Annotated in this window: 15 protein-coding genes; 8 read left to right on the forward strand and 7 right to left on the reverse strand. The window is 71.5% G+C overall.

From position 1 onward, the window contains the following. Positions 1-10: 10 nt before the first annotated feature. Together ACZ6JS_RS05640 and ACZ6JS_RS05645 are read right to left on the reverse strand one after the other, a co-directional pair. Positions 11-1,063 carry an aldo/keto reductase gene (locus ACZ6JS_RS05640; protein ID WP_469295992.1) on the reverse strand — a complete coding sequence of 351 codons (1,053 nt, stop codon included), beginning with the start codon at positions 1,061-1,063 and terminating at the stop codon, positions 11-13. Positions 1,064-1,117: 54 nt separating this feature from the next. Then, entirely contained in the window at positions 1,118-1,462 is a 345-nt protein-coding gene (locus ACZ6JS_RS05645) for a DoxX family protein (RefSeq protein WP_469295994.1), read from the reverse strand. A 91-nt stretch (positions 1,463-1,553) separates the two neighbouring features. Here ACZ6JS_RS05645 and ACZ6JS_RS05650 point away from each other — a divergent pair, with 91 nt between their 5' ends. Continuing rightward, positions 1,554-2,009 (forward strand): MarR family winged helix-turn-helix transcriptional regulator, encoded by a 456-nt coding sequence (locus ACZ6JS_RS05650; protein WP_469295995.1) that lies wholly within the window; start codon positions 1,554-1,556, stop codon positions 2,007-2,009. Positions 2,010-2,045: 36 nt separating this feature from the next. On the opposite strand, the gene ACZ6JS_RS05655 is transcribed toward ACZ6JS_RS05650, so the two are convergent. Beyond that, entirely contained in the window at positions 2,046-3,494 is a 1,449-nt protein-coding gene (locus ACZ6JS_RS05655; protein ID WP_469295997.1) for an MFS transporter, read from the reverse strand. A 33-nt stretch (positions 3,495-3,527) separates the two neighbouring features. Between ACZ6JS_RS05655 and dusB the strand changes: the two genes are divergently transcribed. From dusB to ACZ6JS_RS05670, 3 genes are all read left to right on the forward strand, one after another. Continuing rightward, entirely contained in the window at positions 3,528-4,688 is a 1,161-nt protein-coding gene (gene dusB, locus ACZ6JS_RS05660) for a tRNA dihydrouridine synthase DusB (protein ID WP_469296414.1), read from the forward strand. A gap of 364 nt (positions 4,689-5,052) precedes the next feature. After that, positions 5,053-7,761, forward strand: a complete 2,709-nt coding sequence (ppdK, locus tag ACZ6JS_RS05665; RefSeq protein ID WP_469295998.1) for a pyruvate, phosphate dikinase — start codon at positions 5,053-5,055, stop codon at positions 7,759-7,761. Positions 7,762-8,149: 388 nt separating this feature from the next. Continuing rightward, positions 8,150-9,148 (forward strand): ArsR/SmtB family transcription factor, encoded by a 999-nt coding sequence (locus ACZ6JS_RS05670; protein ID WP_469295999.1) that lies wholly within the window; start codon positions 8,150-8,152, stop codon positions 9,146-9,148. Positions 9,149-9,218: 70 nt separating this feature from the next. Here ACZ6JS_RS05670 and ACZ6JS_RS05675 read toward each other — a convergent pair whose 3' ends face one another. Further along, the gene (locus ACZ6JS_RS05675) at positions 9,219-10,379 is read right to left on the reverse strand and encodes an alkaline phosphatase PhoX (protein WP_469296000.1); all 1,161 of its coding nucleotides are present in this window, start codon (positions 10,377-10,379) and stop codon (positions 9,219-9,221) included. 442 nt (positions 10,380-10,821) lie between these two features. On the opposite strand from ACZ6JS_RS05675, the gene ACZ6JS_RS05680 reads away from it, so the two are divergent. Then, positions 10,822-11,277: a group III truncated hemoglobin gene (locus ACZ6JS_RS05680; RefSeq protein ID WP_469296002.1), complete on the forward strand. Its 456-nt coding sequence runs from the start codon at positions 10,822-10,824 to the stop codon at positions 11,275-11,277. Between the two features lie 135 nt (positions 11,278-11,412). Further along, on the forward strand, positions 11,413-11,826 hold the full coding sequence (locus ACZ6JS_RS05685) for a VOC family protein (RefSeq protein ID WP_469296003.1): 414 nt from the start codon (positions 11,413-11,415) through the stop codon (positions 11,824-11,826). Between the two features lie 20 nt (positions 11,827-11,846). On the opposite strand, the gene nirD is transcribed toward ACZ6JS_RS05685, so the two are convergent. From nirD to ACZ6JS_RS05700, 3 genes are read right to left on the reverse strand one after another with little or no spacing between them, the layout of a single operon-like run. Beyond that, entirely contained in the window at positions 11,847-12,179 is a 333-nt protein-coding gene (gene nirD, locus ACZ6JS_RS05690) for a nitrite reductase small subunit NirD (RefSeq protein WP_469296005.1), read from the reverse strand. Continuing rightward, positions 12,176-14,701 carry a nitrite reductase large subunit NirB gene (nirB, locus tag ACZ6JS_RS05695; RefSeq protein WP_469296007.1) on the reverse strand — a complete coding sequence of 842 codons (2,526 nt, stop codon included), beginning with the start codon at positions 14,699-14,701 and terminating at the stop codon, positions 12,176-12,178. The genes nirD and nirB overlap by 4 nt, the downstream gene beginning before the upstream one ends. Position 14,702: 1 nt before the next feature. Continuing rightward, the gene (locus ACZ6JS_RS05700; RefSeq protein ID WP_469296009.1) at positions 14,703-15,986 is read right to left on the reverse strand and encodes an NAD(P)/FAD-dependent oxidoreductase; all 1,284 of its coding nucleotides are present in this window, start codon (positions 15,984-15,986) and stop codon (positions 14,703-14,705) included. 157 nt (positions 15,987-16,143) lie between these two features. Between ACZ6JS_RS05700 and ACZ6JS_RS05705 the strand changes: the two genes are divergently transcribed. Together ACZ6JS_RS05705 and ACZ6JS_RS05710 are read left to right on the forward strand one after the other, a co-directional pair. After that, on the forward strand, positions 16,144-17,439 hold the full coding sequence (locus ACZ6JS_RS05705) for a ferredoxin reductase family protein (RefSeq protein ID WP_469296010.1): 1,296 nt from the start codon (positions 16,144-16,146) through the stop codon (positions 17,437-17,439). Positions 17,440-17,548: 109 nt separating this feature from the next. Continuing rightward, complete coding sequence (locus ACZ6JS_RS05710) at positions 17,549-17,830, forward strand: hypothetical protein (protein WP_469296012.1); 282 nt, start codon at positions 17,549-17,551, stop codon at positions 17,828-17,830. Positions 17,831-17,857 lie beyond the last annotated feature (27 nt).

Genomic DNA, 17,857 nt, shown 5'->3' on the forward strand with positions numbered 1-17,857 from the left:
TACCGCCAGCTCAGTGCTCGCTGTCGAGGTGGGCCATCTGCGCCGCCGGATACCGGTCGCCCGACGCCGCACCGGCCGGCACGGCCTCCTCGATGGCGGCCAGGTCCGCCGGGCCGAGGGTGATGTCCATGGCACCCAGTGCCTCGGAGAGGCGGTCCCGGCGCCGGGCGCCCACCAGCGGCACGATGTCCTCACCGCGCGAGAGCACCCAGGCGATGGCGGTCTGGGCGACGCTCACGCCCTTGTCGTCGGCGACCTTGCGCAGGGCCTCGACGAGGTCCAGGTTCCGGTCGAGGTTCTCGCCCTGGAATCGGGGGCTCATCCCGCGGAAGTCGTCCGGGGCCAGCGCGCGGTCACGCGTGAAGTGGCCGCTGATCAGGCCGCGGGACAGCACCCCGTACGCCGTGATGCCGATGCCGAGCTCGCGGGCGGTCGGCAGGATCTCCTCCTCGATCCCGCGGGAGATCAGTGAGTACTCGATCTGCAGGTCGGAGATCGGGGCCACCGCGGCGGCCCGGCGCAGGGTGTCGGCGCCGACCTCCGAGAGGCCTATGTGGCGCACGTGCCCGGCCTGGACCGCTTCGGCGATGGCCCCGACTGTCTCCTCGATCGGCACGTCCGGGTCCACACGGGCGATCCGGTAGACGTCGATGTGGTCCCGGCCGAGCCGCTGGAGGGAGTAGGCGAGGAAGTTCCTGACGGCTTCGGGGCGGCCGTCGTAGCCGGCGAAGCCGCCCTCGACCGTGCGCAGCGCGCCGAACTTGACGCTGGTCAGCGCCCGGTCGCGGGCCGCGGCGGGAGCCGTGCGCAGTGCTTCGTTGATCAGTAGCTCGTTGTGGCCCATGCCGTAGAAGTCGCCGGTGTCGAGCAGCGGGTGCGCGCCCTCGGGGACGGAGTCCAGGTACGCGTGGACGGTCGCGAGGGACTCGGAGCGGTCGGCCTCCCCGTAGAGGGCTGACATTCCCATACAGCCCAGGCCGAGCGGGAAGACGGAGGGCCCGGTGCTGCCGAGGCGGCGATGAGTGGCGGTGGCGGTCGTGTCGGTGCTCTCGTTCTTCGTCATGCAACGAGAATGGCATGACGGGTGACAGATTTCAATATCTGTCACCCGTCGTGGTCAGGCGAGGATGCGCAGGGCCAGTGCCGCCGCCGCGACCAGTGCGAGAACGGCCGCAGGTGCGAGCTCGTAGTCCTTGACCCGTAGGTGGCTGACGACCGCGCCGACGAAATAGAGCGTCACGCCGATCGCGGCAGCCACGCCGAGTGGAGTGATCCACAGGCCCGCTGTCAGGCCGATCGCGCCGGCGGCCTTGAGGGCGGCCAGTCGCGGCAGCCAGGAGTCGGGGACCCGGACCTTCTGCATGCTGGCGACGATCTGGTCGTTGCGCTGCAGGGTGAAGGTGGCGGAGGCGGTCAGGACGAGGGCGAGCAGGCCGCCGACGACGGCGTAGGCGATGAACATGAAGAGCTCCAACGATCGGTGATGTCAGATCATTGAATAGCATCAACGATATGTTCACCGCAATCATTTCTCAGGCGCTACGATGTGGACCATGACGGCAGACCAGGACCGCTCGCACCCTCCGCAGCGACTGGGCCTGCTGCTGGCCTGGCACGGAGCGGTCACCCAGACCCGCATGAAGTACGCCCTCGGCGCGGCCGGGCTGACCCCGCGACACGCGATGACGCTGATGCACCTGGAGGGCGGACCCATCAGCCAGCGGGCGCTCGCCGACCGGCTGGAGGTCGACCCGAGCGTGCTCGTCGGGGTCCTGAACGACCTCGAGGGCGAAGGGCTCGCCGAACGCCGCCGCGACCCCGCCGACCGGCGACGGCACAACGTGGGCATCACCCCCGCCGGGCAAGCCGCCCTGGCGAAGACGAACGCCGCCCTCGACGAGGTCGAGGACGGCATGTTCGCGAGCCTGTCGGCCCCGGAGCGCGACCACCTGCGTGCTCTCCTCGACCGGGTCAACACCTCGGCCGAGGACTTCGACTGCGGCGAGTAGCGGCCCCTCCGCCGGCGCCCCGCCCGTTCCGACGGCCTAGGTGCGCGGAGACCCCACGGCCGCGGCGGGCCCGCTGGACGCCTCCAGCCTGCGGGCCGTGCGTTCCGCCGTTCCGCGGGCCCAGCTGCCGCTCGTCGCCGCTCCCACGACCAGGACGAGCAGCCCGCACAGCGTGATGATCCACCAGGCCGGCTGGGCCGCGCCGGAGAAGTCGGCGCCGCGTGCCAGCCCGGCCGCCAGGACCGAGCCGATGACGGCGACGCCCAGAGTGCCCCCGGTCTGCCGGCTGGTGGAGGCGATGGCGGCCGCGACACCCGCCTGGGAGCGCGGCATCCCGGAGACGGCCGTGTTGGTGATCGGCGCGTTCACCATGCCGAAGCCGAGCCCGAACAGCACGTACCCGGTGAACAGGAGCGGGTTGGACGTCTCCGCCTCGAACAGGGCGAACAGCAGCCCGCTCGCAGCCATCGCCACCCCTGCGATCAGCAGGCAGATCCGCGGCCCCCGGCTGCCCACCAGCCGCCCCGCCAGCGGCGCGAACAGCACCGTCAGCCCGGCCATCGGCAGCATGTACAGCCCGGCGTGCAGGGCGCTGAGCCCCCGCACGTCCTGGAGGTAGAGGGTGTTCAGGAAGAGGAATCCGGCCAGCCCGGCGAAGGCACTGATCGCGATGACCGTCGAACCGCTGAACGGCGCGCTCCGGAAGAACCGGAGGTCGATCAACGGCTCCGCGCACCTGGGTTCGTGCATCAGCAGTCCGGCGAAGGAGGCGACGGCCACCACCGCGCAGCCCATGATCAACGGGGAGCGCCAGCCGGCGGCGGGCGCCTCGATGATCCCGTACGTCAGGCTGCCGAGCAGCGCGATGACCAGCACCTGACCCAGCGGGTCCGGGCGGCGCGGACGGGCCGCCCGGGACTCCGGGACGTGGCGCAGGGTCAGCGCGAGTGCCGCCAGGCCGATCGGCACGTTGATCAGGAAGATCGAGCGCCAGCCCACCGAGTCCACCAGCACCCCGCCGATCAGCGGGCCCGCCGCCATGGAGATGCCGCCGACCGCGCCCCACACGCCGATGGCCCGGGCCCGTTCGGCCGGATCCGTGAAGGTGTTGGTGATGATCGACATCGCGACCGGGTTGAGCATCGCGCCGCCGACCGCCTGCACCATCCGGAAGACGATGAGCCAGTCGAGGCTCGGCGCGAGCGAGCAGAGCAGGGAGCCCAGACCGAAGGTCAGCAGACCGGCGACGAACACCTTGCGGCGGCCGATCCGGTCGGCCGTGGATCCCGCGAGCATCAGCAGCGAGGCCAGGACGAGCGTGTACGCGTCGATGGTCCACTGGAGCCCCGCGACCGAGGCGTCGAGCTCGCGGCGCATCGACGGGAGAGCGACGTTGAGCACGGTGTTGTCGAGGCTGACGATGAGCAGGCTCATGCAGCAGATCGACAGGACGATCATGCGCTGCCGGTGACTCGGCTCGATCATGCGCCGATGCTACGTCCGCACGACCCCCTCGGCATGCGGGACAATGGGCGGATGACCACGCTCCCCCCGCCTCTCGCGATCGGCCCGCACACCGTGCAGCCCCCCGTGGTGCTCGCGCCCATGGCCGGCATCACCAATGCCCCGTTCCGTACCCTCTGCCGGGAGTTCTCGGACGGCAAGGGGCTGTTCGTGAGCGAGATGATCACGACCCGCGCCCTGGTCGAGCGCAACGAGAAGACCATGCAGCTGATCCACTTCGACGAGACCGAGAAGCCCCGGTCGATTCAGCTGTACGGGGTCGACCCGGTGACGGTGGGCAAGGCCGTCCGCATGATCGTCGAGGAGGACCGCGCCGACCACATCGACCTCAACTTCGGCTGCCCGGTTCCCAAGGTCACCCGCAAGGGTGGCGGCTCGGCGCTGCCGTACAAGCGCAACCTGCTGCGCGCGATCCTGCGCGAGGCGGTCGCCGGCGCCGGTGACCTGCCGGTGACGATGAAGATGCGCAAGGGCATCGACGACGACCACCTCACCTACCTCGACGCCGGCCGGATCGCCGTCGAAGAGGGGGTCACCGCCATCGCCCTGCACGGGCGGACCACCGCGCAGCACTACGGCGGTACCGCCGACTGGGACGCCATCGCGCGGCTCAAGGAGCACGTGCCGGAGATACCGGTACTCGGCAACGGCGACATCTGGTGCGCCGAGGACGCGCTGCGCATGGTCCGCGAGACCGGCTGCGACGGCGTGGTCGTGGGACGCGGCTGCCTCGGCCGCCCGTGGCTGTTCAACGACCTGGTGGCGGCCTTCGAGGGACGTCCCGAGGACTTCCACAGGCCCAGCCTGCGCGAGGTCGCGCAAACCATGCACCGGCACGCCCGGCTGCTGGGGGAGTGGATCGGCGACGAGACGCGCGGCGTGATCGACTTCCGTAAGCACGTCGCCTGGTACCTGAAGGGTTTCTCGGTCGGCTCCGAGATGCGCAAGAAGCTCGCGGTGACCTCTTCGCTGGCCGAGCTGGATGCTCATCTGAGCGAGCTTGATCTGGATCAAGCATGGCCGGAGAGCGCCGATGGTCCGCGCGGCCGGACGTCCGGAAACAACCGAGTTGTCCTGCCGGACGGCTGGCTGAAGGACCCGTACGACTGCGCGGGTGTGAGCGAGGACGCGGAACTGGACACCTCCGGAGGCTGACAAATCGCCCTCCGTGGTGCGTGATATACGCCACGCATGGGAGAGGTTTCGCTCAGATGAGCAGGTAAGTCACGGGTAAGACTTTCAAAGGGTGGCACTGGGTGCCACCCTTTGTGCATTCAAGACTTGAACGCAAATGTATCGATGATCGCTCATCCGAGCGTGAACAAGCCTCAGGAGCCCCCTCATCCTTCGGGACCTGAACGCTCTTCGCCCTTTCTGGTTACCCCTGAGTTACTTTCGATCTGCTGGCGCACGGGTGGTTACAGCCGTATGACGGCCAAGTGGACGTACCCAGAAGCCTTCGATCTGGGTATGTTCCTGGCCGTCAGGGCAGCCACCGAGCCTCGAGGAGTCGAGACCCGTGTCGGAAAACAAAGATCAGAAGTTCGTCTACGACTTCACCGAGGGCAACCGCGACCTCAAGGACCTTCTCGGCGGCAAGGGCGCCAACCTCGCCGAGATGACCAACCTGGGTCTGCCGGTCCCTCCCGGCTTCACCATCACCACCGAGGCCTGCAAGGTCTACCTCGAGAGCGGCTCGGCCCCGGCCGCGCTGCGCGACGAGGTCAGCGCCCACCTTGCCGCCCTCGAGTCGAAGATGGGCAAGAAGCTCGGGCAGTCGGACGACCCGCTGCTGGTCTCCGTGCGTTCCGGCGCCAAGTTCTCGATGCCCGGCATGATGGACACCGTCCTGAACATCGGCCTCTCCGACGAGTCGGTCACCGGCCTCGCCTCCCAGGCCGGTGACGAGCGCTTCGCGTGGGACTCGTACCGCCGCCTGATCCAGATGTTCGGCAAGACCGTCCTCGGCGTCGAGGGCGAACTCTTCGAGGACGCCCTCGACGAGGCCAAGGCCGCCAAGAAGGTCACCGTCGACACCGACCTCGACGCCGCCGACCTGAAGAAGCTCGTCAAGGTCTTCAAGAAGATCGTGGCGAAGGAGGCCGGCCGCGAGTTCCCGCAGGACGCCCGCGAGCAGATGGACCTCGCCGTGGAGGCCGTCTTCAACTCGTGGAACACCGACCGTGCCAAGCTGTACCGCCGCCAGGAGCGCATCCCGAGCGACCTGGGCACCGCGGTCAACGTCTGCTCCATGGTCTTCGGCAACCTGGGCCCCGACTCCGGCACCGGCGTCGCCTTCACCCGCGACCCCGCCAGCGGCCACGCGGGCGTCTACGGCGACTACCTCCAGAACGCCCAGGGCGAGGACGTCGTCGCGGGCATCCGCAACACCGTGCCGCTCGCGGACCTGGAGGCCATCGACAAGGCCTCGTACGACCAGCTCATGACGATCATGACGACGCTGGAGACCCACTACAAGGACCTCTGCGACATCGAGTTCACCATCGAGCGCGGCCAGCTGTGGATGCTCCAGACCCGTGTCGGCAAGCGCACCGCCGGCGCCGCCTTCCGCATCGCCACCCAGCTCGTGGACCAGGGCCTGATCGACGAGGCCGAGGCGCTCCAGCGCGTCAGCGGCCACCAGCTCGCGCAGCTGATGTTCCCGCGCTTCGACGAGGGTGCCAAGACCACCCTGCTCGGCCGCGGCATCGCCGCCTCCCCGGGCGCGGCGGTCGGCAAGGCCGTCTTCGACTCCTACACGGCCGTCAAGTGGTCCCGGTCCGGCGAGAAGGTCATCCTGATCCGCCGCGAGACCAACCCCGACGACCTGGACGGCATGATCGCCTCCGAAGGCATCCTGACCTCCCGCGGCGGCAAGACCTCCCACGCGGCCGTCGTCGCACGCGGCATGGGCAAGACCTGTGTCTGCGGCGCCGAGGAGCTCGACGTCGACACCAAGCGCCGCCGCATGACGGTCGGCGACACGGTCATCGAAGAGGGCGACGTCGTCTCCATCGACGGCTCCACCGGCAAGGTCTACCTCGGCGAGGTACCCGTCGTACCGTCCCCGGTCGTGGAGTACTTCGAGGGCCGCATGCACGCCGGCGCCGACGACGCCGACGAGCTCGTCGCCGCCGTGCACCGGATCATGGCCTACGCGGACCGCGTCCGCCGCCTGCGGGTGCGCGCCAACGCCGACAACGCCGAGGACGCGCTGCGCGCCCGCCGCTTCGGCGCCCAGGGCATCGGCCTGTGCCGCACCGAGCACATGTTCCTCGGTGAGCGCCGCGAGATGGTCGAGCGCCTGATCCTCGCCGACACCGACGACGAGCGCGACCAGGCACTCAGTGCCCTGCTGCCGCTGCAGAAGAAGGACTTCATCGAGCTGTTCGAGGCGATGGACGGCCTGCCCGTCACCGTCCGCCTGCTCGACCCGCCGCTGCACGAGTTCCTGCCCGACATCACCGAGCTGTCGGTGCGCGTCGCCCTCGCCGAGTCCCGCAAGGACGCCAACGAGAACGACCTGCGCCTGCTCCAGGCCGTCCACAAGCTGCACGAGCAGAACCCGATGCTGGGTCTGCGCGGTGTCCGCCTGGGCCTGGTCATCCCCGGCCTGTTCGCGATGCAGGTCCGGGCGATCGCCGAGGCCGCGGCCGAGCGCAAGAACGCCAAGGGCGACCCCCGGGTAGAGATCATGATCCCGCTCGTGGGCACCGTCCAGGAGCTGGAGATCGTCCGCGAGGAGGCCGACTCGGTCATCGCCGAGGTCGAGGCCGCCACCGGCACCACCCTCAAGCTCTCCATCGGCACCATGATCGAGTTGCCCCGCGCCGCCCTGACGGCCGCCCAGATCGCCGAGGCGGCGCAGTTCTTCTCCTTCGGTACGAACGACCTGACCCAGACGGTGTGGGGCTTCTCCCGCGACGACGTCGAGGCCAGCTTCTTCACCGCGTACCTGGAGAAGGGCATCTTCGGGGTCTCGCCCTTCGAGACCATCGACAAGGACGGCGTCGGCTCCCTCGTGCGCCACGCGGTCGAGCAGGGCCGGGCCACCCGTCCCGACCTCAAGCTCGGCGTCTGCGGCGAACACGGCGGCGACCCCGAGTCCGTCCACTTCTTCCACGAGGTCGGCCTCGACTACGTCTCCTGCTCGCCCTTCCGGATTCCGGTGGCGCGCCTGGAGGCCGGTCGTGCGGCCGCCGAGGCGAAGGGCAGCGACAGCCGCTGACCCGCCGGCCCCGCACAGGGGCCCCACAGACCGCGCCTGTCCCCGGGTTCCCTGACTGCCCGGGGGCGGGCGCGCCTCAATTTCTCTGTTCAACAAGTCTTTACGCCAGCAGGCGGTGGACGGATCCCCACCCGTCCACCGCCGCTGTCATTCTGCCGGGCACGTCGGCGCTTCCCAGTGCGACCGACCGCCAGGCCCCGCAAAGCCCCCCACGGCCTTCGCGGAGCGTTTCGGTCGCACCGGAGTGTGCCCGGCGGAGTACAGGATTTCGGTTGTCACGCCCCTGCCGAAAGGGGTTTCAACTGTGGCCGAAAGGGCGTGGTGACCACGTGTGACTGCGTGCATACTCATGGGGCGGGGGGATTGCGGTTGCACAGGTGGGGGTTCGGTGCTGCGTATCCATTTCACTGGAGTGGACCTGGCACGCGTACGGATGGCAGGGCGTCCCGATGCGTTGTGGGAAACGATTCTCAGCTTTCACCGCTTAAGAGACCGGCGCGATGCCCGGTTGTTCGGTGAATGGCGTACGGAAACCCGGAGCAGGTTGAATAGTGAAACACGCACGCTCGGTATGCTCATACCGAGTCGCGGTTATTTCCCCGATTTTTTGACCCCTGTGGAGGGGCAGTACGGGTGGGACGTGGGCCTCGACGCGCTGCGCGGGATCCGTCCCGAGCGCATGCGCCGCGAGCTCCAGCTGCTGGGCGCCGGCGCGCCCGTGCCACCGCGGCTGCGGGACTTCATGGAGGCCGGCACCCAGCAGCTCCCCAGGCTGATGGGCGAGCTGCGCGCGTACCACCGGGCCGCCGTGGAGCCGTACTGGACCCACATACAGGCCCAGATAGAAGCCGAACGGGCAGCACGCGGCCGCGCGTTGCTCGACGGCGGCGCCGACGAGCTGCTGGCCTCGCTGCCGCCCATGCTGCGCTGGCGGGCCCCGGTGCTGGAGTGCGACTACCCCGTGGACCGCGACGTGCGGCTGCGGGGCCGCGGGCTGCTGCTCCAGCCGTCCTTCTTCTGCCGGCGCACCGCGGTGACCCTGCACGACCCCGAGCTGCCGCCCGTGCTGGTCTACCCGGCCGCCGCGCAGCTGGCCTCCGCGCCGGGCAGCGGCGAGGCCGCCCGGCCCATGGAGGAGCAGCGCCAGCGCACTTTGGGCAAGCTCGTCGGGCACACCCGCTCGGTCGTCCTGCGGGCCATAGGGGACGGTGCGACCACCAGCGAACTGGCCCGCCGGGCCGGGGTCTCGCTGGCTTCCGCGAGCCAGCACGCCTGCGTGATGCGCGAGGCGGGCCTGGTCACCACCCTGCGCCGCGGCAACGCGGTCCTGCACACCGTGACCCCGCTGGGGGCCGCGCTGCTCAAGGGCGGGGCCGTGGCCTCCTGAGACGCGGGCGGCCCCGGCTCGGCCCGGCCCGGGGCCGGGGGCCGGGGCCGGGGCCGCCGGGAAACGTCCGTCAGGTGCGGAACGGGCCCGTCACCTCGTAGGTGATGCCGCCGGAGGAGCTGCCGCTCGTACCGCGCTGGCTGGAGAAGTAGAGCCGGTTCCCGGCGGGCGAGAAGGCCGGGCCGGTGATCTCCGAGGAGGACTGCCCGGTGATCCGCAGGAAGGGCGCCACCACGTCGTCCGGGGTGATCACACAGATCTCCATGTTGCTGCCGTCCTCCGCGACGTACAGGTCGCCGTACGAGGAGCCGGTGACGTTGTCGACACCCGTCAGAGGGGCCGCGCCGCCGGGCACGAGCGAGTCGTCGTAGGCCAGCTCGTAGGTGTTGTTCGTGAGGTTGAGCTGCCAGACCCGGTTGTCGCCCTTGGTGGTGAACCAGACGGTGTCGTTGGCGTAGTGGCAGCCCTCGCCGCCGTTGAACTTCTTGGAGCCGGAGACCTGGCTGCGGGTCGCCGTCGGGGAGCCGTCCGGGTCGGGGACGTTCTGCCAGGTGAAGGAGCCGGAGGTGGACGTTCCGGCCTTGAGGACCTGAAGGGTGCCGGAGGACAGGTTGCCCCAGGTCGTGGGGATGAAGCGGTAGAAGCAGCCGCTCGACTCGTCCTCCGTCAGGTAGATCACCTGCCGGACCGGGTCGGCGGCGGCGGCCTCGTGCTTGAAGCGGCCCATCGCCGGGCGCTGGACCGCCGCGTTCACGCCGTACGGGTCGGCCTCGTAGACGAAGCCGCGGTCGACCTCCTCGCAGGACAGCCAGGTGTTCCACGGGGTCTTGCCGCCCGCGCAGTTCTGCCGGGTGTTCGACAGGATCCGGTAGGCCCCGGTGACGGTGCCCGAGGAGTTGAACTTCACCGCGCTCGCACCGCCGGAGGGGTTGATCTCCGAGTTGGACACGTAGATCCAGCCCGAGCCGTCGGCGTAACAGGCACCGCCGTCGGGGGCGCTGTGCCAGGTGTACGAGGTACCGCTGACGGTCTGGCCCGAGCGGGCGATGACCCGGCTGGTGAAACCGCTCGGGAGCATGATGCCGTTGGCGTCGGCGGCGCCGAGAGCCCCGTAGGGACCCGCCCCCGGCTGGGCGGGAGCCGCGTAGGCCGCCCCGTGCATCAACGTGCCGCCGAAGGCGGCGGCCGACGAACCGATCACTGCGCCGCGCAGGAAGGTACGACGTTCCACGGTCACTCCTGTGGGAGGAAGGCCCCGCGGCCGGTCGGACGCGGGGTCGCACGCGTCGAGGAACATAGGAGACGCCAGTTGACGTGGCGCCAAATCCTCATTACGCCCGAGCGACCGGTCGGCGTTCAATCCTTCGGCGGGGATTTCCGGGACGCCCGCGCATTCTTTGCCGAGGGCCTCGCGGACCTCGCCGGCGTCGTCGCGGCCGGATTGCCGCGGGCCGGGTCCGCCCACGGCGGGCGGCGTTCGCACAGCGCCGCGTCCGCGAAGACTCCGGACGGCCGGCGCCCGCGCCGCCGCCCGCCCGGCGCATCGCACCGATGAGTTCCGGCCTGTCTCGGCCGCCGGGGTTTAGGAGGTGTCCGCGCGCCGTGGCGAGAATGGGCCGATGGCGGGACCTTGGGCCCTGGGAAGGCGCCGGGCGGAGGAGGACCGTGGAGGCATGAACCGCTCCGCCGCCGACATCTCGGGCCGGGCCGACCTCGAGGTCGTGCTGCGCCGCTTCTACACGGCCGCCTTCGCCGATCCGGGGATCGGTCCGTTCTTCACCCGCGTCGCTGGCACGGACCTGGACGTCCACCTGCCCCGGATCGCCGACTTCTGGGAGCGGGCCCTGTTCCGCACCGCCCCGTACCGGCGCAACGCCTTCGCCCCGCACGCCGCGCTGCACTCGGTGCGCGCACTGACCGCCGCCGACTTCGGCCGCTGGGTGCAGCTGTGGCACGCGACGATCGACGGGCTGCACAGCGGGCCGAACGCCGAACGGGCCAAGGCCCAGGGCGAGCGGATCGCGCTGACCCTCCACCGGCGCCTCGCCGGACCGGACGCCGACCTGCGCGGCGAAGGCACCACAGGCTTCGTCCCCCTCGCGGCACTCGAGCTCCGCTCAGCGGCCTGACCTGGAGGTTCGCCCGTTCGGAAAGAAATCTCAGAAAAAGGCGCGAGCAGCGATGAGTTTCGCGCGGCCCCGCGGTCTACCTCTCGAAAACACCGACCGAGCACCAGCACCGAACAGCAGGAGAGAGGGACCTCGATGTCCGCGACCATGATCTTCGTCAACCTGCCCGTCAAGGACCTGGACGCCAGCAAGGCCTTCTGGGGCAAGCTGGGCTACTCCTTCAACGCCCAGTTCACCGACGAGAACTGCGCTTCGATGGTCATCAGCGACACCATCGTCGCGATGCTTCTGACCGAGGCCCGCTACAAGGACTTCACCCACAAGGAGATCGCCGACGCCACGAAGACGTCCGAGGTCCTCCTGTGTCTGAGCGCCGAGAGCCGCACCGCCGTCGACGAGCTGGTGGACGGGGCCCTGGCGGCCGGCGCCACCGAACCCCGTCCGGCCCAGGACCACGGCGTCATGTACGGCCGCGCCTTCGACGACCTCGACGGCCACACCTGGGAGATCATGTGGATGGACCCGGCCGTGGTCCGGAAGCAGGACTGACCGACGGGCCACCCGTGCGGTCAGGACGTCGCGGCGGTCCGCACCGGGTAGGTGCGGACCGCCACCTCCTCGTCGTCCAGGCAGCGCCCCGTCTCCAGGTCGAAGCGCTGCTTGAGCAGCGGAGAGGCCACGAAGGGCCGGCCCGCCGCCGCCCCCACCAGGCCGCGCGAGAGCACCTGCGCGCCGGTGAAGGGGTCCTGGTTGCCGATGGCGTACGCCCGCCCCGCGCGGTCGACGAACACCGCCGCCTGGCTCCCGTCGGGCAGCAGCGCCGCCACCCCGCGCCCGGGGGTGAGCGCCGACAGCTCGCACACCGTCAGCCAGCCCTGCGCCACTTGCAGTTCCACGGTCATCGGACGGCACCTCCTATGGTCAGGACGGCCAGGTCGGGCTTGACCTGGTCGCGCTCGGGGACGAACTTCACGGTCGGGTCGGGAGCGCCGGGCGCGTTCACGAAGGACACGAACCTGCGCAGCCGCTCGGGGTCCTGGAGCGTCTCGGCCCATTCGTCCCGGTAGTGCGCCACGTGGTCGGCCATCAGTGACTCCAGCTCCGCGCACAGCCCCAGCGAGTCGTGCACCACCACGTCCCGCAGGTGGTCCAGCCCGCCCTCCAGCCGCTCCAGCCAGGTGGAGGTCCGCTCCAGCCGGTCGGCGGTGCGGATGTAGAACATCAGGAACCGGTCGATCAGCCGGATCAGTTCCGCGTCCGACAGGTCCTGGGCGAGGAGGTCCGCGTGGCGCGGAGTGGCGCCGCCGTTGCCGCCCACGTACAGGTTCCAGCCGCTCGCCGTGGCGATGACCCCGAAGTCCTTGCTCTGAGCCTCCGCGCACTCGCGGGCGCAGCCGGACACCGCCGACTTGAGCTTGTGCGGGGCGCGCAGCCCCCGGTAGCGCAGCTCCAGGTCGATGGCCATCCGCACGCTGTCCTGGACGCCGTAGCGGCACCAGGTCTGCCCCACGCAGGACTTCACCGTCCGCAGGGCCTTCCCGTAGGCGTGCCCGGACTCGAAGCCCGCGTCGACGAGCCGCGCCCAGATCCGGGGGAGCTGGTCCACGCGCGCGCCGAACAGGTCGATCCGCTGCCCCCCGGTGATCTTCGTGTAGAGGCCGAAGTCGCGGGCCACCTCGCCGATCACGATCAGCTTGTCGGGGGTGATCTCACCGCCGGGGATCCGCGGCACGACCGAGTACGAGCCGTTGCGCTGCATGTTCGCGAGGAAGTGGTCGTTGGTGTCCTGCAGGGCGGCCTGCTCGCCGTCCAGGACGTAGCCGCTCGCGCCGAGGGTCGCCGCGAGCGAGGCGATGATCGAGCCGACGGCCGGCTTGCAGACCTCGCAGCCGTCGCCGCCGCGGGCCTCGGGACGGCCGTGGCCGTCGAGGATCTCCTCGTACGAGGTCAGCCGGCGGGTGCGGACGATCTCGTAGAGCTCGGCGCGGGTGTACGGGAAGCAGCCGCACAGCCCCTTGTCGGCGGCGGCCGGGAGCAGTTGCCCGATCACCTTGACGCAGCTGCCGCAGCCGGTGCCCGCCTTGGTGCACTTCTTGACCTCGGGGAGGGTGGCGCAGGCGGTGATGGCCTTCTTCGTGACGTTGTGGCAGGAGCAGATCACCGCGTGGTCGGGGAGGGCGGACGGGCCGAGCGCGACGGGTGCGCCGACGCCGGCGGGCAGGACCAGTTGCTCCGGTGCGACGGGCGGGACACTGCCGGTGAGCGGGCGCAGCAGGCCGTAGGCGTCGGCGTCGCCGACCAGGACGCCGCCGAGGAGCACGCCGTCGGGGGAGACCACCAGCTTCTTGTAGACCCCCGTGCGGGAGTCGGACCAGACGACGTCGAGGCTGTCGGGGGTGGCGCCGTGGGCGTCGCCGAAGGAGGCCACGTCCACGCCGAGCAGCTTCAGCTTGGTGGAGAGGTCGGCTCCGGTGAACTCCTTCGCACGGCCCAGCAGGTCGTCGGCGGCGGTCTCGGCCATCTCGTAGCCGGGGGCGACCAGGCCGTAGACGCGGCCGTCGACGGCCAGGGCGCACTCGCCGATGGCGTAGACGTGCGGGTCGGAGGTCAGGCAGCGGGCGTCGACCGCGACACCGCCGCGCTCGCCGACGTCCAGCCCGGCGTCGCGGGCCAGCTGGTCGCGGGGGCGGACGCCGGCGGAGAAGACGACGAGCTCGGTGTCGACGGTCGAGCCGTCGGAGAGCCGCATTCCGCTGACGCGGCCGTCCTCGCCGGTCACCACCTCCTGGGTGCCGACACCGGTGTGGACGGTGAGGCCCATGGACTCGATGGTGCGCAGCAGGGCGGCGCCGCCGCCCTCGTCGACCTGGACGGGCATCAGGCGCGGGGCGAACTCGACGATGCGGGCGGCGAGGCCGAGACCCTGGAGGGCGCCGGCGGCCTCCAGCCCGAGCAGTCCGCCGCCGACGACGGCGCCGGTGGTCTTGTCCTTCGCGTACTCCTCGATGGCGAGGAGGTCCTCGATGGTGCGGTAGACGAAGCAGCCGGGGGCGTCCTTGCCGGGGACGGGAGGCACGAAGGGGTAGCTGCCGGTCGCGAGCACCAGCACGTCGTACGGGAACACCCGCCCCGAGCGGGAGGTGACGGTGCGGGCGGCCCGGTCGATGTGCTCGGCCGGGTCGTCGAGGTGGAGGGCGATGCCGTGCTGCTCCATGAACCCGGCGGGCGTCATGGACAGGTCCTCGGGAGTGCTGCCGGAGAAGTACGAGGTCAGGTGCACACGGTCGTAGGCGGGCCGGGGCTCCTCGCAGAGCACGGTGACCCGGTGCGTGGCGGTGATCCCGCGCTCGGCGAGCGCTTCGAGGTAGCGCTGGCCGACCATGCCGTGCCCGATGAGCACGATCGTGGGCGAGGGCTCGGTCATGTCAGTGGCCTCCGTCGTCGGTGAGCAGGTGAAACAGGTCGTGCGGCGGTTCCCCGCCCTCCCAGGTGCGGGCGAGGGCGCCCACCGTGGAGAGCTCGCCGAGCAGCACCCCGCCGACGAGGAGGTCGCCGCGCAGGACGACCTTGCGGTAGGTCCGCCGGGTGGCGTCTGCGAGGCGGACCACGTCGTCGCCCGGGCGGGGGGTGGTCTCGCCGAAGGCGGCGAGGTCCAGGGAGCCGTTCCCGGCTCCGCCGAGGGTGAGGCGCGTCAGGGCCCGGGTGCCGGTGTACGGGACGGGAGCCCCGCTGAGGACGGCGGCGAGGGCGTCGGCCTGCTCCAGGGCGGCGCCGGCCAGGCCGTACACCTGCCCGGCGTGCTCGGCGCAGTCGCCGATGGCGTGGATGCGGGGGTCGCTGGTGCGCAGGTGGTCGTCGACCACGATGCCGGTGCGGACGTCCAGGCCGGCCGCCTTGGCGAGGCCGGTGCGGGGGCGTACGCCGCAGGCGAGGACGACGACGTCGGCCTCCAGCCGGTAGCCGTCGGCGAGCTCGACCCCGGTGACCCGCCGCTGCCCCTGACCGGCGCCGTTGCCGGGGGCTGTGCCCCCGGAGCCCGGCGCCTCACCCGTCGGCGGGGCCGAAGGGGTTGTCGTCACGCCGCGGACCCGGCACTCGGTGTGGAGCTCCACGCCGAGCTCGGTCAGGTGCGTCGCCAGCAAGGCCGAGGCCTCGGCGTCCAGGTGGCGTTCCATCAGGCGTTCGCCCTGCTGGGCCAGGACCACCACCGCTCCGCGCGCGGCGAGCGCCCGGGCTGCCGAGACCCCGAGCAGGCCCCCGCCGATGACGACCGCCCGCACCCCTGGGCGTACGGCCGCCGAGAGGGCCAGGCAGTCGTCCATCGTGCGGAACGCGTGGACCCCGTCCGGGAGATCGCGCCCTTCGGGCTCGAACAGCCCGCGCAGCGGCGGGAGCACCGCGTTCGAGCCGGTGGCCAGTACCAGCGTGTCGTAAGGGGCCACCGTGCCGTCGTCGCAGTGCACGGCCCGTTCCGCCCGGTCGACGCGTACCGCCCGGACCCCGCGCCGCAGCGCCGGGCCGGGAGCCGGGAGGGCGGTCACCTCCGGCGCGTACCGGCCCGCGAGGACCTCGGCGAGCAGGACCCTGTTGTACGGGACGTGGGATTCCTCGCCGAGGACGGTCACCGCCGCGGCCGGGCCCAGCCGGTCCGCGAGCCGCAGGCCCGCGAGGCCACCGCCGATCACCACCACACGCTTTTCCGAGGTCATGCCATGAGGGTGCGCGGCCGCTGTTTCCCCGCCGCATCGCTCCTGTTACCCGGACGGAACGCCGACCTCAGCGTCGGGTTTAAGGGTCGGTGAGGCCTTCCTCAAGGCCGCCTTAAAGGTCGTCGGGGCCGCTGCCGGGGCCCTTAGCGTGATCCGCATGCGAGATGCGGCGGTGCGGGTCAGGGGCGGGATCCTGGGCGGGGCGGGGGTGGTGGTCCTGCTCTGGGCGGTGCAGGTCCGGCCTTCGGCGCGGCCCGACGCGCTCTTCGCCACCGCCGCGCACCTGACCGGTCTGCTCGCCGGTTACGGGGTGCTGGTGCTGCTCTTCCTGATGGCCCGGGTGCCCGCGGTGGAGCACGGGGTCGGCGCCGACCGGCTCGCCCGCTGGCACGCGTTCGGCGGACGCCACGTCCTGCTCCTCTGCTTCGGGCACGGACTCTTCGCCCTGCTGGGGTACGCCGTGCACACGGGGGCCGATCTGGACCGCGCCGTCCGGGAGCTGCTCGGCTACCCCGCCATAGCCGCCGCCGCGGCCGGGACCGTCCTCCTGGCCGCGGTCGGTGCGACCTCCGCCCGGGCCGTACGCCGCCGGATGCCGTACGAAACCTGGCGCGGCGTGCACCTGCTCGTATACCTCGCCGCCGCCCTCGGCTTCGGACACCAGCTCGCCGGGCCCGACCTCGCCGCCGCGGCCTGGTTCTGGGCGCTCGCACACACCCTGGTCGGCGTGCTGCTGGTCTGGTACCGCGCCGTGGTGCCCGTACGCCAGGCCCTGCGGCACGCGCTGCGGGTCGCGGAGCTCCGCTTCGAGGGCCCCGGGGTCGTCTCCGTCGTTGTGCGGGGCGAGCACCTGGCGGAGCTGCGGGCGGAGCCGGGCCAGTTCCTGCGCTGGCGGTTCCTGCAGCGGGGGCTGTGGCCGACCGCGCTGCCCTTCTCGCTGTCCGCGCCGGTCCGCGGGAACACGCTGCGGATCACCGTGAAGGGGCTCGGCGGCCACTCCCGCCGCATCCGCCGGCTGCGCCCCGGGACGCGGGTCCTCGCCACCGGCCCGTTCGGGGCGCTGACCGCGGCCCGGCGGACCCGGCCGAAAGTGCTGCTGATCGCGGGCGGGGTCGGGATCACCCCGATGCGGGCCCTGTTCGAGACGCTGCCGGGCGGCCCCGGGGACATCACCCTGCTCTACCGGGCCGGCGCCGAGGAGCACCTGGTGCTGCGCGCCGAGCTGGAGGCCATCGCCGCCGGGCGGCGGGCCGGGCTGCACTACCTGCTCGGGCCGTCGGGCGCCGCCTACGACCCGCTGGCCCCGCAGGCGCTGGCCGCGCTGGTGCCCGACCTGGCCGAGCACGACGTCTACCTCTGCGGGCCGCCGGGGATGGCGGAGGCGACCCGGGCGGCGCTGCTGCGGGCCGGGGTGCCGGCCGGGAGGATCCACTCGGAGTGCTTCAGCTTCTGAGCCGGGCCGGATGCTCCCGGTCCGCGTACCGCCGTCCGACGCCGTTCGTCGGCATCGCCCACCGCTCCCACCGCCCTGCCGCCCCGAGTTCCCGAGGAGTTCCCGCCCCATGCGCCACCCCCTGCACGTCGCCCTTTCCGTACCCGTCGGGGTGCCGGCCCGTGCGACGGCCGCCCGGCACCGCAAGCCGCGCAGACCCTCGCCGGTGCGGACCGCGCTGGCCGCGCTGGCCCTCGTACCCCCGGCGGGGCGGCTCGCGGCGGGGCTGGGGGCGGTCGGCGTCATGGCCGCCACCCTGCTCACGGCGGTCGTGGACCCGGCCGCTCCGGTGGCGCCGGACCGGGTCCCGGCCCGGCAAAGCTCAACCTTTGCGCAACTTTCCGGGGATTGATGGTCACTGCACCCGACAGCTCCATAG

The sequence above is a fragment of the Streptomyces sp. NPDC046349 genome (genome assembly GCF_055587885.1).

Excerpts from the sequence above, each read along its gene's own strand:
- ACZ6JS_RS05650 (WP_469295995.1), top strand. The coding sequence starts at position 1,554 with ATGACGGCAGACCAGGACCGCTCGCACCCTCCGCAGCGACTGGGCCTG.
- ACZ6JS_RS05710 (WP_469296012.1), top strand. The coding sequence starts at position 17,549 with ATGCGCCACCCCCTGCACGTCGCCCTTTCCGTACCCGTCGGGGTGCCG.
- ACZ6JS_RS05685 (WP_469296003.1), top strand. The coding sequence starts at position 11,413 with ATGTCCGCGACCATGATCTTCGTCAACCTGCCCGTCAAGGACCTGGAC.
- nirB (WP_469296007.1), bottom strand. The coding sequence starts at position 14,701 with ATGACCGAGCCCTCGCCCACGATCGTGCTCATCGGGCACGGCATGGTC.
- nirD (WP_469296005.1), bottom strand. The coding sequence starts at position 12,179 with ATGACCGTGGAACTGCAAGTGGCGCAGGGCTGGCTGACGGTGTGCGAG.
- ACZ6JS_RS05645 (WP_469295994.1), bottom strand. The coding sequence starts at position 1,462 with ATGTTCATCGCCTACGCCGTCGTCGGCGGCCTGCTCGCCCTCGTCCTG.
- ACZ6JS_RS05705 (WP_469296010.1), top strand. The coding sequence starts at position 16,144 with ATGCGAGATGCGGCGGTGCGGGTCAGGGGCGGGATCCTGGGCGGGGCG.
- ACZ6JS_RS05680 (WP_469296002.1), top strand. The coding sequence starts at position 10,822 with ATGAACCGCTCCGCCGCCGACATCTCGGGCCGGGCCGACCTCGAGGTC.
- ACZ6JS_RS05700 (WP_469296009.1), bottom strand. The coding sequence starts at position 15,986 with ATGACCTCGGAAAAGCGTGTGGTGGTGATCGGCGGTGGCCTCGCGGGC.
- ACZ6JS_RS05655 (WP_469295997.1), bottom strand. The coding sequence starts at position 3,494 with ATGATCGAGCCGAGTCACCGGCAGCGCATGATCGTCCTGTCGATCTGC.
- dusB (WP_469296414.1), top strand. The coding sequence starts at position 3,528 with ATGCGGGACAATGGGCGGATGACCACGCTCCCCCCGCCTCTCGCGATC.
- ACZ6JS_RS05640 (WP_469295992.1), bottom strand. The coding sequence starts at position 1,063 with ATGACGAAGAACGAGAGCACCGACACGACCGCCACCGCCACTCATCGC.